This is a genomic window from Kiloniella spongiae, from assembly GCF_001026905.1.
GTDB lineage: Bacteria > Pseudomonadota > Alphaproteobacteria > Kiloniellales > Kiloniellaceae > Kiloniella > Kiloniella spongiae.
The window spans coordinates 37163-52049 of record NZ_LAQL01000020.1 but is presented as its reverse complement, the minus strand read 5'-3'; the positions used below and the strand labels follow the sequence as shown (position 1 = coordinate 52049).

12 protein-coding genes and 1 pseudogene are annotated in these 14887 nt (G+C 40.9%); 5 read left to right on the top strand and 8 right to left on the bottom strand.

The features are described from left to right. Positions 1-493 (top strand): annotated as a pseudogene (locus WH96_RS19710) (IS5 family transposase); the annotation flags it as partial. Positions 494-612: 119 nt separating this feature from the next. On the opposite strand, the gene WH96_RS19705 reads toward WH96_RS19710, so the two are convergent. The 4 genes from WH96_RS19705 to WH96_RS19690 form a co-directional block, all read right to left on the bottom strand. Next, positions 613-2928 (bottom strand): DUF1989 domain-containing protein, encoded by a 2316-nt coding sequence (locus tag WH96_RS19705; RefSeq protein ID WP_245629516.1) that lies wholly within the window; start codon positions 2926-2928, stop codon positions 613-615. Positions 2929-3145: 217 nt separating this feature from the next. Then, positions 3146-5116 carry an ABC transporter permease gene (locus WH96_RS19700; protein WP_047765956.1) on the bottom strand — a complete coding sequence of 657 codons (1971 nt, stop codon included), beginning with the start codon at positions 5114-5116 and terminating at the stop codon, positions 3146-3148. Continuing rightward, positions 5116-6144, bottom strand: coding sequence for a quaternary amine ABC transporter ATP-binding protein (locus WH96_RS19695; protein ID WP_047765955.1), 1029 nt, complete (start codon positions 6142-6144; stop codon positions 5116-5118). Before WH96_RS19695 ends, WH96_RS19700 begins: the two co-directional genes overlap by 1 nt. Positions 6145-6245: 101 nt before the next feature. Beyond that, positions 6246-7187, bottom strand: a complete 942-nt coding sequence (locus WH96_RS19690; RefSeq protein ID WP_047765954.1) for an ABC transporter substrate-binding protein — start codon at positions 7185-7187, stop codon at positions 6246-6248. Positions 7188-7446: 259 nt separating this feature from the next. On the opposite strand from WH96_RS19690, the gene WH96_RS19685 reads away from it, so the two are divergent. Both WH96_RS19685 and WH96_RS19680 read left to right on the top strand, forming a co-directional pair. Next, a complete protein-coding gene (locus WH96_RS19685) occupies positions 7447-8391 on the top strand; it encodes a LysR substrate-binding domain-containing protein (RefSeq protein ID WP_047765953.1) in 945 nt (314 codons plus the stop codon). 140 nt (positions 8392-8531) lie between these two features. Beyond that, positions 8532-9185 (top strand): helix-turn-helix domain-containing protein, encoded by a 654-nt coding sequence (locus tag WH96_RS19680; protein WP_047765952.1) that lies wholly within the window; start codon positions 8532-8534, stop codon positions 9183-9185. Positions 9186-9267: 82 nt separating this feature from the next. On the opposite strand, the gene WH96_RS19675 is transcribed toward WH96_RS19680, so the two are convergent. From WH96_RS19675 to WH96_RS19660, 4 genes are all read right to left on the bottom strand, one after another. After that, positions 9268-10308, bottom strand: coding sequence for a heme-dependent oxidative N-demethylase family protein (locus WH96_RS19675; RefSeq protein WP_047765951.1), 1041 nt, complete (start codon positions 10306-10308; stop codon positions 9268-9270). An 11-nt stretch (positions 10309-10319) separates the two neighbouring features. Then, positions 10320-11285, bottom strand: a complete 966-nt coding sequence (locus WH96_RS19670; protein WP_047765950.1) for a PDR/VanB family oxidoreductase — start codon at positions 11283-11285, stop codon at positions 10320-10322. Then, positions 11282-11890 carry a dimethylamine monooxygenase subunit DmmA family protein gene (locus WH96_RS19665; protein ID WP_047765949.1) on the bottom strand — a complete coding sequence of 203 codons (609 nt, stop codon included), beginning with the start codon at positions 11888-11890 and terminating at the stop codon, positions 11282-11284. Before WH96_RS19665 ends, WH96_RS19670 begins: the two co-directional genes overlap by 4 nt. Before the next feature lie 86 nt (positions 11891-11976). Beyond that, the gene (locus WH96_RS19660) at positions 11977-13110 is read right to left on the bottom strand and encodes an aminomethyltransferase family protein (protein ID WP_047765948.1); all 1134 of its coding nucleotides are present in this window, start codon (positions 13108-13110) and stop codon (positions 11977-11979) included. Positions 13111-13335: 225 nt separating this feature from the next. Here WH96_RS19660 and WH96_RS19655 point away from each other — a divergent pair, with 225 nt between their 5' ends. Together WH96_RS19655 and WH96_RS19650 are read left to right on the top strand one after the other, a co-directional pair. Continuing rightward, positions 13336-14625: an ammonium transporter gene (locus tag WH96_RS19655; protein WP_281175866.1), complete on the top strand. Its 1290-nt coding sequence runs from the start codon at positions 13336-13338 to the stop codon at positions 14623-14625. Positions 14626-14635: 10 nt separating this feature from the next. Beyond that, a complete protein-coding gene (locus tag WH96_RS19650) occupies positions 14636-14851 on the top strand; it encodes a hypothetical protein (protein ID WP_047765946.1) in 216 nt (71 codons plus the stop codon). The last annotated feature ends 36 nt before the right edge of the window (positions 14852-14887 follow it).

The window sequence follows — 14887 nt, the reverse complement described above, 5'->3', positions numbered from 1 at the left end:
TCATGATTGATGCAACACACCTCAGAGCTCACCGCACCGCAGCCAGTTTGCTAAAAAAGGGGATGTTCCCCGGCGTATTGGCCGAACAAAAGGGGGGCTGAACTCAAAGCTCCACGCTGTCACTGATGGTCAGGGCAGGCCCATTATCCTGTGCTTGAGTGAAGGGCAACTCAGTGATCACATTGGTGCCAAACTTCTCTATCCCTTGCTCCCTAAAGCAAAGAGATTGATCGGGGATCGGGGCTATGACAGTGATGAGTTCCGGGAAGCTCTCAGGACAAAGAAAATAACACCCTGTATCCCGCCGCGCTCCAATAGGAAGACCAAACATCGCTATTCAAAGAAGCTTTATAAACAAAGACATAAAGTCGAAAATATGTTTGCTAAACTCAAAGATTGGAGAAGAATTGCAACACGATATGACAGATGCGCGCACACTTTCTTCTCTGCTATTTGCATTGCTGCTGCCGTTATCTTCTATCTCAAAGAATGAGTCCTGAGCCTAGATAGTGAAATACACCTAGAATCGCAAAACCCCGTAACCTTAATCGGTTACGGGGTTTTGTGTATAAGTATTGGTTGCGGGGGCACGCAACACCTTTGGCAGACTCTTTAATAATTCCCCTTAACTCTTTCTTTTTGAGGGTCGAAATGTGGAAATGATACCACCTTAGCTCTTAATCTTTTCTGGTCGCCATCTAATTGTCCAATTTCAAGTTCAGTTCCTAGCTCTGAATGCATTACATCAACACGGGCTAAAGCAATAACCTTTCCAAGAATAGGAGATTTCATCGCAGATGTAATAATGCCTATTTGGGCTTTGCCGACATGAATACAATCACCCGGAACAGGTATGACCCCTCCCTCTAGATCAAGACCAATAAGCTTCTTTTGAGGATGTGCTTTTCGCTGCTCCAAAGCCGAACGCCCAATAAAATTATCGCTCTTTGATTTTAGCGGTACAGTGAAACTAATACCTGCCTCCATAGGGTCTGTTTGGTCATCAAATTCAGAGCCCGCAAAAATAAGTCCAGCTTCAATCCGCAACATATCCAATGCTGATAATCCCAGAGGGATCATGCCTAAAGGTTCTCCCGCGGCCCATATTGCATCAAAAACCTGTTCTGCATCCTTTGGATGGCAAAATACCTCGTAACCAAGTTCTCCTGAATATCCGGTTCTGCTAACGACAACAGATGGGCCATGAAAATCACCAATACGTCCAATTGTTAAACGAAACCAAGGTAGTTCTTCGACTGTCGACTGTTGGGGAGGCGCCCAGATCACTTGTTTTAAAATATCTCGAGATAACGGTCCTTGAATTGCAATATTACAATGTTGATCCGTAGAGCAACGAACCCAGACATTTAAGTTATGTTCTTTCGCCTGTTTTCTTAACCAAAGACCTGATTGATCATTTCCACCAATCCAACGAAAGTTGGTTTCACCAAGGCGATAAACAGTACCATCATCAATCATTCCACCATGATCATAACACATAGCCGTATAAACAATGCTGCCAATTGCCAGTTTTTTGATATTCCGGGTAACACAAAGTTGCATCAATTCTTCCGCATCGGGACCTGTTACTTCGTATTTTCTCAAAGGTGATAAATCCATCACTACAGCTTTTTCTCGGGCAGCCCAATATTCAGCGATAGCTCCATGATTGGTCATCTGATTAGGTAACCAATAGCCCGCATATTCAACAAAATCGCGCGTGTGGCGAGCAAAGCAATCATGAAATCCAGTTTTTTTTGTTTCTTCCAAATCAGCCCCCGGAGTTTTGCGCCAGCCAATAGAGCGCTTGAAGTATTCTTTTTGATCATAAACACGAACTTGTATATCTGTTGGATTCCAACCATTTGCAGGATCTATATCGCATGGACAAGCTGTCGATATACAAACGATGTCAGTTAAAGCACGCAACAAGATATAATCACCCGGACGTGAATATGGTTCATCCATTCCGATGGCATTAGTTTCATCAAGTATCGTATTAAAAAAGAAATTAACCGCAGGCCACCCGCCTCTTGGTTGGATATTATACCTCGACAATTCTCTGTTCATATTATCAGAACAATTTATATGCCCCGGATAACCCAAATCTTCGTAATAACGAGCAGTACACGCTAATCCAAAAGTATCATGTCGTCCGACAGTATCTTGTATAACTTCAACAAGTGGTTCTTGATCAACAGAGAAAAATTTAGACATAATCCCCGGCACAGGGTAAAGCGCGCCCATAAGCGACCGAGTTGTTGTAGGATCAATTTCTCTTTCTATTCCCTTATCTAAAGCTCTGAGAGAGAATGCCTGAAAATCCGAACACTCGCGCCCTTGGACATCCAAAACCTGTATAAACTGCCCAGCCTTCACGACATAAGGTTTCGCTTCGCCTGGTTGAATATTTAGATCTCGTAATGGGTCTGCTAGAGGATCAGGAGGAAGCAATATATTTTTGGGATAGCCCGGGTTAGCCCGCCGTATGTAAAGAGCAACCTCGGTCGAAGGACATTGCTCATATGGTTCCATAGCCCTGCCAATTGCACAAACAATTAACAATCCATCACATGATGCAAAGAAACTTTCATAATCACCGGCATGGGAATCTGACGCAAAGATCAAAGTGCCATCCGCATTACCCAAATTAAAGCCAGAGAGTTCAAGTGTTTGCATTACTTTCGCCCCTGAAGTATCATGCAACAAAGTCGCTTTAAGCCCCTTGGGATCGTGCCCACCTTTTGCTCCAATCATGCTTGCATCGGAAGTACCATCTGATGCAAAGAAAACAACTTCAACAGGTTGAAGTCCTTCACGATCTTGGATTGTAATTTCATCACCCTTAGAAATTTTTAATGCACGACTTCCCCCACCAGGAATTGGGTGTCGTTCTACCCCTTGGGGTAAAATAGGTAATCCTGGCACGATTACTCCTGCTCTTTCGAAAGGCACAGGAAAAGAAGGTTTAATTTTTACAGATTGAATATTCATGGCGAAATGCTTCTTTCGCTAGAGGGATAAAATCTATTTTTTTGACCACAAAAAACAACACCAAATCCATTAGGAAATATGGAACTAAACTCTTCACTTTTCCCAATAAAAAATTTTGTAAATTTATATATTTCAAGGCTCTGCATATGATTTATCCAACTCCTAGCGCTTTTCGCCGATCGTTAGACCAACGCATAATGATATGGTTGAATGCCAAAGCCATTAGAGAAACACACATACCTAAAACAAAGTTCTTCCCAAGATTGTTACCGGCCAAGGTTTTTTGTAACTCTTGTCCTAAATCTTGTGTTCCGATAAAAGCAGCAATGATTACCATAAAAAACGCAAACATAATCGCTTGATTAAACCCAACGGCCATAGTTGGTAATGCCAAAGGCAGTTGTACTTTAAGTAGTTTTTGATTTCTGGTTGCTCCAGCCATATCTGCTGCTTCCAACAATTCACTTGGTACAGCACGGATACCCTCAATCGTGTATCGCATCAAAGGTACTGTCGCAAAGATCAATATTGCAAAGACAACAGCAACATCGTTTACACTAAACAACATGATTGCTGGTATCAGATAAATGAAGCTTGGGAATGTTTGCGCTGTATCGCAAACCAAAAGAATGGGTTCAGACCATTTGGGATTACGCGCAGCGGCAATTCCCAAAGGAATACCAATTAATGTTGCAAGTATAACGGCTGAAATAACGGCATATAATGTGATCATTGAGCGATCCCACCAACCAGTCAAAGCAATCACACCAAAGAAAATAACAACAAGTAAAGCCGACTTTCGACCGCCAACAAAATAGCCAAACGCAGCCATTGCTAATATTACGCTACCCGTTGGTAACCATAACAATGCATTTCGAAATGGAATCAAAACCCAGGTAATTAAAAACCAACGTAACCAATCAGTTACTCCCGTAATAATATCATTGGCCAAAATGGCCCGGATCACATTGTCAATATCCTTGCCCATTGATAGATCTTGCTTTCGGGTAATATGGTCTGCTACCTGCACAAATTGAGCGAGAATAATTGATACGATAAAGGCAATAATTCCAATAATTAAAAGTTTGTGTCGCACGAACCAAGATGTTCCACGCTCAAAATGTTCTGGTTGTTTGACAACCCACGCCTTTGACAATCGATCAAGCGTAACAGCTATCAAAACGATCGTGATGCCAATTTCAAAACTTCGGCCAAGTTTCAGGGAATTCATCAAAGACAGTAATTTTGCACCTAGACCTGGCATCCCGATAAATGCAGTCAAAACAACCATCGCCAGACACAGCATAATTACTTGATTGACGCCAACAAGAATTTCTGTCCGGGCTGCAGGTAAATAAACATACCGCAACATTTGCCACCTGGTCGAACCACTCATATGTCCTGCTTCAACAACTTCATGAGAAACCTTTTTCAATCCCAAAGTTGTCATTAAAACCATCGGAGGAATTGCATAAATAATCGTCGCAATACACCCCGCAGTAGGTCCCACTTTGAAAAAAATTACTGCAGGTAAGAGATACGTAAAAAAGGGTAAGGTTTGTAAGATACTCAGCACGGGCATAATAGCGCGCTGAAATCTAGGATATTTCCATGCACAAATCCCAAGTAACAACCCAATAAGAAAGGCCATTGGTGCGGCAACAGCGATAACGGACATTGTTTGCATGGCCAATTTCCATTGCCCAATTAATGCAACCCAAACAAACGTCCCTCCCGCCAAGAGGGCCATTTTCCATCCCTTTAACCAAAACCCTATGACGGCTGCTACAACTGCTATAGCAACCCAGGGAACAGGGCCAATATTTGGCCAGCGTCTTTTCCCGTAAAGAAGGTTTGCTGTAATATCGAGAAACCATTCTAAAACAGACGAAATCCCACGAGTTACTGTTAAAAGGCCAAGATCATCTTTAATAAAATCGAATAATGTTTGCAGCCAAATATCATAGGGTAAAATCATCTCAACAGGAATTCGGACAAGAAACTCCGGTAACAGAGGCTTTATAATTGCAAAAATAATCGCTAAACCAAAAAGGAACTGCGTTATTTGGAGGCGCGTAAGGCTTCCTATTTTTCCAGTAAGCCGCGTTTCAACAATCGCCATTAATTCTCCCCCAATAAAACATTGAGAGCTTCTTGGCGATTCATACCCCCGATTAAGACACCATCCTTATTTGTTACCGGGAGAATATCTCTATTATCCCCTATGAGTTGGCGAGAAAGCTGTAAAATAGTTGCATCTGCTGAAATTGACGCCCCTTCTAATTTATATCCATTAATCGGTTTAGTTAAAACCTCAGCATGAATTACGCGTGATTTCTCAATTTCTTCAGTAAATTTAGCAACATATTCTGTCGCAGGATTCAATACGATTTTATCAGGAGTATCGCATTGTTCGACAGCACCATCTTTCATAATAGCTATACGATCGGCCAAACGTAATGCTTCATCAAAATCATGCGTGATAAAAACAATTGTTTTGCCCAGAATTTCTTGCAGTCGAAGGAATTCATCCTGCATTTCACGGCGAATTAGTGGATCTAGTGCGGAAAAAGGTTCATCAAGAAACCAGATATCAGGCTCAATCGCTAGACTTCGGGCAATACCAACTCTTTGTTGTTGCCCACCAGATAATTCTCTTGGGAAATACTCTTCACGTCCTTCCAGGCCAACTAATTTGATAACTTCCATAGCGCGCTCACGTCGATCATGACGATCTTGTCCACGCATTTCTAACGGAAAAGCTACATTTTCTAATACAGTTCTGTGTGGTAGCAATCCAAAGCTTTGAAAAACCATACCCATTTTTTTACGGCGAAGGTCTATCAATTCTCTTTCATTCAAATCCATAATGTCCTGGCCATCAACCTTGACTTCACCGCCAGTTATATCAATCAATCGAGATAAACATCGAACTAAGGTCGATTTACCAGATCCTGATAACCCCATAATTACGAGCATTTCACCGCGAGCGATATCCAAAGAAACATCGCGTACAGCAGCAATGTAGCCTGCCTGTCGTATTTGTTCGAACGATTGCCCCTTTTTCATTGAGGCTAGGTATTTTTCAGCATTTCCACCAAAAAGCTTCCACACACTTTTGCAAGAAATAACTGGATTTATATCGTTCATACTAAATCTCTAATTTTCATAATTTCCCCTGCCAATTTGTAATATGACAGGGGAATGTAGTTCGCCAAGCAAGACAAAAATCGATAAGGTTGATGATGGGATTATTTAGTCCAATTTTCCCAAATGTTTTTATTCGCATCAAGCCAAGCAGTTGCTGCGTCTTCTGGTTCCATTTCATCAACATCCACAAATTTTGCCATTTGAGCGATTTGAGGGTTCGTAAAAGAGATTTGAGTTAGAGTATTATAGGCATCTGGCCACTTTTCTTTCATCCCATCCCAAGCTGCAATTTTAAGGTAACCATCTGCCGGATTACCACAATCATATGTTGCATTTGGATTAGGACCTACACTTGGATCTTCATTGCATGAGGCAACCCAAGTTGGGAATTCAACAAATTCACCTTCCCACACAGCTTCTGCAAAATTCGGGGTCCAATTAAACAAAACAATTGGTCTTTTATTTTTTTCGGCAGCCCCTATTTCTGCCCATAAAGCAGCTGCTGAACCAGCGTTCACAACAGTAAAATTCATCCCCAGCGCATCAACACGTTCTTGATCGTGCTTGAGCCAATCCACAGGCCCGCCTAGGAAACGTCCCTTATCGCCGGTTTCAGGTGTTGCAAAGACAGCAGCACAAGCATTCAAAGCTTCCCAACTTGGTAATCCGGGGCACGCTTCTTTTGTCCACAGTGGGTACCACCAATCTTCACGTGTAACAGCGCTATGTTCAGATGCGGCATGGATGCCACCTTTTTCCTTGGCAGCATTAAAGGATGCTCCAAATGCTCCTTCCCAGACTTCAACTTCTAAAGAAACATCGCCTAACCGAACTGATTCATATACAGCTTGGCTATCAGTTGTAACAAACTCAACATTATTCCCCATGTTTTCAAAAATTTGTCCGACAACATGACTCATAACAATTTGAGAAGACCAGTTATGGATCGGAATAATAATAGGGTCACTACTGTCTTCAGCAAAAGCGCCTGATACCACAGCCATAGTCATTGCAGTAGCAGACAGCATGTATTTAAATTTCATGATAACTCCCTGTCGATTTGTTGTTCTTATTTTCTTCTGGAATTCAACGCCCAGTGTTGTGAAATCATTCTGACAATAAAGTTGATATTTTCAGCATATATTTTTAATTGGCTATGGCTCAAAAAATTAGTGCCAAAGTTAATTATTTGTGTATAAATAAAAGCATAGCCAATATTTTTAATCCTATAACTTTCACAAAGATGTTATTCTTTGAGCCAATAAAGTCGGTAATTTTTGATAAGGTTAGATTTAATAACCAATGCAAAAGAAAAAGAATCCTCTCCCCCCTCTTGATTATATACTTGCTTTTGAGGCGACAGCGAACTGTGAAAGTTTTGTGGGAGCTTCTAAACTGTTAAATATCAGCGAAACAGCCATTAGCAGAAAAGTAAAATTATTGGAATTACACTACAATACATCTTTTTTTTTAAGGCGGCATAAATTAATAAAATTAACGTCACAAGGACAGTCTTTTTTGGATAAAGTCTCTCCTGCTTTAGAAATTTTACGAGATGTATCAGCCCAAACAATCGTAGGAGAGGAAGATCAATCAGTAACTCTTGCTGCTACAAATTCAGTTGCTTCTCTGTGGCTAATGCCAAAATTACGTATTTTTAATCGTGCTCACAAACATCTTAAAATTATGCTTGTTGCTTCTGACAGCGACGAAGAATGTCTTGCGGAAACAGTTGATTTATCCATCTTGAGAGGCGATGGCAATTGGCCTGGATATCAAGCTAAATTGTTGTTTGGCGAAACGATTTTTCCAGTTTGTTCACCCGATTTTTTAAAAGCTAATCCACAAGCTTCTAAAATATCTAATTTAAATAAATTAGCACTTATTGATGTTTCTAGTAATCATTCTGAATGGATGAATTGGGCTACCTGGTTATCTCATAAACAGGTGAGCAGTACTAAGTACCATCAAGTAGCATTATTTAACACATACCCTCTTTCAATCCAAGCTGCTGTAGATGGCTTAGGAATAGCATTAGGCTGGGGACATCTTGTAGATCATTTACTTGAAGAAGGTAAATTAGTTCGACCACTTGGTTCAATAGATATACGTACGAAACATGGATATTATTTATTATCGCCAGAAAAATCTTTTACAGTACCTGCATCTCAAATTGTTGAGAATTGGTTATTGAGCATCAGTGCAAAACGTAAAAGGTATCGAGATTTAAAAGTCACTAATCAATGATTCTGTACAAACATCTAATTTTCATTTTAATAGATTTATTACACTATCAAGAAACAAAATTAGTGTAATTTTAGCACATTACTATACTGTCATTCATAGATAGCACCTACAAATTGAACAAGATCAAAAAGGATATAAAAATGAACGCTAAAACGTTGGAAAATGAATCTCCTGCGATCGCGTTATCACAAGATCCTCATCGTGTCAGAGATGAGCGAGAAAAAATCCTTGAAGTTGCCATTGGTCGTGAGGTTCGTGCATTCCGTCGTCAAAAAGGCATTACAGTTGCGGATCTTTCAAAGTTAACAGGTCTTTCCATTGGCATGCTGTCAAAAATTGAAAATGGAAATACTTCGCCATCTTTAACAACCCTCCAAACACTATCAAATGTCTTAAGCGTTCCTTTGACATCTTTTTTTAGACGATTTGAAGAAACTCGTGACGCTGTTCACACTAAATCTGGTGAAGGTGTTGAAATGGAACGAGATGGAACTCGAGCAGGACATCAATACAATTTGCTCGGTCACATTGGTTCAAATGCAAGTGGGGTCATTGTAGAACCGTATTTAATTACTTTGACAGAAAAATCTGATGTTTTCCCAACCTTTCAACACGAAGGAATAGAAATGCTTTATATGCTGGAAGGTGAAGTGGACTATAGACACGGTAACAACATCTATACGCTTAAATCAGGGGACACGCTCTTTTTTGATGCTGATGCACCTCATGGCCCCGAAGTTCTAACAAAGTTACCCGCTCGTTATCTGTCTGTTATTTCTTATTCACAGGCATAATTCATTAAACTTAGAATTCATGCAAACGAGGATATTCTATAAGAACACCCTCGTTTGTTAACAATAATCAATCGTTGATTATTTAATCAGGCCAAATTCCATCCGAAGTAGGCTGTCCATCATCAAACCCGGAAAGGTATTCCTGAATCATTGGGCGGTTACTGATAAACCCTTTATAGGTTGCCAACTCTTCAGGTAAATCACGAATAATCCGGTGTAAACGACGTCCCCATTTGGGGACAGTAACCAATTCCTCTAACCTGATTAGATAACACCGTATCGGAAACACCAGAGCATTCGATCGTGGTAATCGGAAGAAGGTTTGCAGTTCAACTCGTAGATGTTGCTTTTCCCCAACATTCTCTACAGTTAGTGTTGACTTTTCGACGCCCCATTTATGGTAGTTTTCAGGACTGGTGTCCAGTAAGGGATTAACTGTCATAGTCCAATTCAATCGACGTGCGGGGGAACCTTGTTGAATATTTAAAAGGAATTTTAATGCACGAACGAATATACCCATTTCATGTGCTTTTGGCACAGGAGCATGCCATTCAAAAAAGTTCATCCCAATATCAAAATCTAATGACCAATCCGCCTGTGTTGTAACCATACCCGCATCCATCCAGAGATTATCGTCTCTTTGATCCAGAACGGCAAAATCACCCTGCGTTTGGCGCGTAATATATTCCATTGGTCCATAAGGCAGTGTCGTTTCGTCCATAAAAACAAATTGATCATCAATTTTCATGGGTTTATTGATCCAACGCCAATTATTACCTTCGCGATGCAATTGAAATAAATCAGGATAATCTTCTGATTTAGAAACCATAATTAATTCTAACAAATCCCATCCAGCAAGCGTCATATGTGGTAAGGATTGGCACCGCAAAGGATCTTCTGCTAATACAAGCGCCCGGTCTTCCATTTCAGCAAGATAATGTTCATCAACATCAAATCTTTTTTCAAAAACTGAGCCAGCAGGTCCGCCTTGATGTTGTTCCATGTTTACCGAATACATGTAACTGTCTTCATGGAAAGGAAAAGGAAACCGGTCAATCGCCCATTGAGAGTTTTTAAAAGTATAGTCATTACGGAATGTTTCTTTTTTAAACTGTATACTCATTTTGTCTCTCCTCAACGATCCAAAACAAGGGATTTACCCTCGAACCGACTAACACATGGCATAATCTTTTTGCCGCTTTTCCTCTGTTCATCATCCAACCAGTGATCTCTATGAATAAATTGCCCTTCCGAGCTGATCACATTAGTTTCACATTGCCCGCAGGCACCACCCCGACATAAGTAAGGAGCATCCACATCCGCAGCCTCCATAGCTTCCAGAAGGCTTTGATGTTCACCTACCTGAATTGTTTTATTTGATTGTTCTAATAAGACTTCAAAAGGTTTACCGGATTGTGGAGCCAAGAACTCTTCATAATGAATAACTTCACGTGGCCACCCCATTGATTCTGCGGTTTCATAGACCCATGTTATCATATCTTTTGGCCCGCAAATATAGACATGCGTCCCCAAAGGTTGACCATCTAACAATTGTTCAAGATCGATTGATTGTCCGTCATCGCTATAATAAATATGAGTATTTTTAGGGTAAAAGCTGGTTAACTCATCAACGTAAGATCCAACCGTATTATTTCTGACAGAGTAATGAAGCTCAAAATGATACTGTAAGGTCGTCAGCTGTTTTATTTGCGCAAGAAAAGGCGTGATACCAATACCACCTGCTATCATCAGATGTTTTTTTGCCCTAAGATCAAGTGCGAAGAGATTAACAGGGTAACTGATCACCATTTCATCGCCAACTCTAACTTGATGGTGCATAAATAATGATCCACCTCTCCCTTTATCATCACGCCGCACAGATATGGTATATGCATTTTGATCCATTGGATCTGACATTATGGAATAAGGGTTAAGTCGCGTTATTTCCTTATCCAACATCTCTACAACAGTATGAGCTCCTCCTGAAAAAACAGGTAAATCACCGCCACCTGTTCGTTCAAACTTAAACCTCTTCACAAGTTGATTTACTTCAATGATATCAGTTACGGTTACAGCTATCTTATTGGTCCCTGCACTCATGAATATAGCTCCACTGGATCAGGTATATCGCCAGGATTTTCCGCATCAACACATACCCCCTGAAAGGCAGCATGACGGCGTGAATAATGATCACGTACAAACAGATGTAATCCACAGTGAGAACAAACAAAGGGATCAGTCACGACATCTTCTGTAATTCCTTTACAATGAACACATTGCATTCGTCTTGCGACAGACCCTCGATGTTCTGTTTGTATTGCTGTATGGGGAATTCCTGCAGCCACAATTTCTTGCATCGCTTGGCCAATTAAACTTTCAGTTCCTGTTAAATAAACCTGCAAGCCAACATGAGCATCCTCTAAAACTCTCCTTAACCGAGAAACTGATGCTTCATAACTAGGGCCAATATACAGTTGGGCTGCATTAAGTTTTTCCAACTTCTTAATATAAGATTGGCCTGTGTTTTTGGGGAAATACAGTATGTGACTCTTGGCCATAATCGCGGTGTTACTCGCTGCAATTTCAAAAAGAGCTTCTGCCCCTTCTGCATCAGCAATCATTAGGTGTGATTTTCCATTTCTGGGCTTAAGAACACCATAAACTGGACGGCTGATAATCGAATTTGGGAATTTAAACTTGGACATGCTATCAACATCTCCCTAACGACAAAGTTATTAATCATAGAGGATGCATCCCACATAGAATTTAGTGGCATGCACCCCCTACTCGATTAGCCTTTTGCTGTACGGCGTTTTTTATCAACATCATAAAATGGCATTGAATGGGCAATACATCTTATTTCTCCGCTCTCATTTTTTACCGACAATACTGTGCCATCAACAGCGCAATCAACCGGCATACGAGCGATACCAACATTGTGTTTGTTTAAAGAAGAGTACATTCCGATAGTTACAACACCCACTTGTTGACCATCTTTTAACAAAGGTGCTCCCTCTTCAGCAGGTTCATTACCATCGAGTTTCACACCATAAATTTTGAATCTTTCGTTGCCCTTCAGACGATAGTGTTCTTCAGCACCTTTAAACCCGATCTTTCCTGGGGATACTGTAAAATCTAACCCCAATTCCCATAAGGTATCGCCATGTTTCTCATTTTCAAATGGATACATTTCAGAATTATCATAAGGGAAAAATAAAAGGTAGCTTTCAGCACGCAACCAATCCAATGTTGTAAAGCGTGTAGGAATGATACCCATAGGTGCACCTTTTTGAACTAACGTGTCCCATATTTCAGGTGCATCTTGCCCACGACAAAAGATTTCATACCCTCGTTCCCCGGTATATCCAGTACGAGAAATAGTTACAGGCTTGTCAAAAAGCGTTGTATGGATATGACTAAAGTAAATAACATCACGAATACCTGGGACATAATCTTGTAAAAAATCAACGGCAAGAGGTCCCTGCAATGAGATATCGTGTAGATTATCATCAAATCGAATATCGACATCTCGTCCAATAGCGGCTTGTGTCAATTGTTCATGACCTTGCCCAGAACCATGCACGACCATAAAGCTGTTAGGCCCCATTCGATAAATCACGCAATCATCAATAAATTTGCCATCGTCATTTAACATACAGGCATAAGTTGATCTACCGGGCTTAATTTTTTCAACATTACGCGTTGTAGCTCTATCGATGACATGACTAGCATGTGGCCCAATAACATGTACTTTTTTTAAACCGGACACATCCATGAATCCGGCCTTAGTTCTAATAGCTAAATATTCTTCTTCTTGATCTTTGTCATAGGTCCAAGCGGTTCCCATTCCACTCCAATCTTCGAGCTGAGAACCCATTGCCCTATGCCGATCACCTAATGTTGAAAACCTCCAAGATGCAGTCATTTTCTTCTCCCTGATACCTTATAATTAGAATCGATTTCTGATCAGTTTCAAGAGACAGGTTGACAGAATGCCCCCTTTGAACGCAATACTAAAAGAAAAAAATTTCACTACCAGGCAACTTTTCTAAATCAAAAAAGTAAATGGGGAGTTTGAAAATTGGATGGAAATCTAAATGCGTTAACAACTATTTTCACAGAATTCTACTACTGGGTAACAGTAGTGTTCATGTTCTTAATTCATGTGGGGTTTTGTATGTATGAAGTCGGCGTAAGTCGACGGCGTAATCACATGCACACATTGATGAAGAACATTATGATCATTCCTTTGGTAACAGTTACCTTCTTTTTCTTTGGCTGGTGGATATATTGGGCTTTTCCTAACTTTCCGTTTTTTGGCGGACTTAATCACGAAATGGGAGACCCTAATTTACCATGGTCAGAAACAATGGGGACCAATCTAAGTGATAGAATCACAGGGGTTTTTTGGGCCGCCTTTCTTCTTTTTTCCTGGACTGCCGCATCTATTGTTTCCGGTTCAGTTATCGAAAGGATTCGTTCAAGTGCCTTATGGGTTCATGCCGTTTTAATTGGATCCGTTTTCTGGATAATAGATGCAGCCTGGGGATGGCACTACGAAGGTTGGATGGTTAAATATCTCGGGTATCACGATGCATACGCTTCTGGCGTGATTCATGCTATTGCAGGCGGTTATGCACTTGGTGTTTTGATGGTGTTAGGTCCTCGACTAGGTAAATTTGCTAAAAATGGAACACCTCGTGATATACCTCCACACAACCCTTGGATGGTTACAATTGGAATATTTCTGATTTATACAGGGTTTTGGGGATTTTATGCAGCGTGCAATGTACCGGCTATTTCACCAGAAGCCATTGGCGGAGAAATTACCGGAACGACATGGACAGCAACAAATATTTATCTAGCACCAACTTCGCTTTCCGCGATTACATTTAATTTCCTGATGTCATTATCAGGTGGTTTGATGGCTGCTTATGTCGTGTCAAAGGGCGATGCATTTTGGACTTTTTCCGGCGGATTGGCGGGTATAATCACAGCATCAGCAGGGAATGATCTCTATCACCCTATTCAGGCTATGATTATTGGCGCAATAGGCGTTGTCATTGTTTACAAGCTCCACTATTGGGTCGAACGTCGTTTCAAACTTGATGATGCTGTTGGGGCCGTAGCTGTTCACGGTTACTCAGGTGTTGTTGGACTTATAATTTCAGGATTTGTTCTTTGGGGAGCACCATCATCTCCGTTCGAAGGATATGCTACAATTAATCCTATTGGTCAGACACTTGGTGCCGTCATCATGTTCTTTGTATTGGGTTTCTTACCGGGCTGGATTGTCGCGAAAATGCAAAATGCAGCCGGAGCATTACGAATTCCCGAAGAAGTTGAATTGCAGGGACTCGATTATGCTGAACATCACACATATGAAGATGCGAAAAGCGAGATCATAGAAGCCGACAAGGCTTATTTAGCCAACAAATAGGGAGAGAAAAATGTCAACTATTGGTCTTGAAAGTTGGGCAGTCGATTTAGCTGAAGTTGGCCCTGTGTATCCCTTTCAGGGATGGGAAGTGGCCATGACAATTGTCGGTGTAGTGTTTTGGTTAGGCTGGCATCGCATTCAGTATCTACGCGAAAATGAGCATTTAAAAAATGTTCGAGACATCGGTGACAAGGAAAAAATAGCTAAAGCACTTGAGAGATATTAGCAAAAACTGTCTATGGGCGATGAAATATTCATCGCC

Coding starts and splice junctions, on each gene's coding strand:
- WH96_RS19695 (WP_047765955.1), bottom strand. CDS start 6,144: ATGAACGATATAAATCCAGTTATTTCTTGCAAAAGTGTGTGGAAGCTT.
- WH96_RS19685 (WP_047765953.1), top strand. CDS start 7,447: ATGCAAAAGAAAAAGAATCCTCTCCCCCCTCTTGATTATATACTTGCT.
- WH96_RS19700 (WP_047765956.1), bottom strand. CDS start 5,116: ATGGCGATTGTTGAAACGCGGCTTACTGGAAAAATAGGAAGCCTTACG.
- WH96_RS19650 (WP_047765946.1), top strand. CDS start 14,636: ATGTCAACTATTGGTCTTGAAAGTTGGGCAGTCGATTTAGCTGAAGTT.
- WH96_RS19670 (WP_047765950.1), bottom strand. CDS start 11,285: ATGAGTGCAGGGACCAATAAGATAGCTGTAACCGTAACTGATATCATT.
- WH96_RS19675 (WP_047765951.1), bottom strand. CDS start 10,308: ATGAGTATACAGTTTAAAAAAGAAACATTCCGTAATGACTATACTTTT.
- WH96_RS19655 (WP_281175866.1), top strand. CDS start 13,336: ATGTTCTTAATTCATGTGGGGTTTTGTATGTATGAAGTCGGCGTAAGT.
- WH96_RS19690 (WP_047765954.1), bottom strand. CDS start 7,187: ATGAAATTTAAATACATGCTGTCTGCTACTGCAATGACTATGGCTGTG.
- WH96_RS19680 (WP_047765952.1), top strand. CDS start 8,532: ATGAACGCTAAAACGTTGGAAAATGAATCTCCTGCGATCGCGTTATCA.
- WH96_RS19660 (WP_047765948.1), bottom strand. CDS start 13,110: ATGACTGCATCTTGGAGGTTTTCAACATTAGGTGATCGGCATAGGGCA.
- WH96_RS19665 (WP_047765949.1), bottom strand. CDS start 11,890: ATGTCCAAGTTTAAATTCCCAAATTCGATTATCAGCCGTCCAGTTTAT.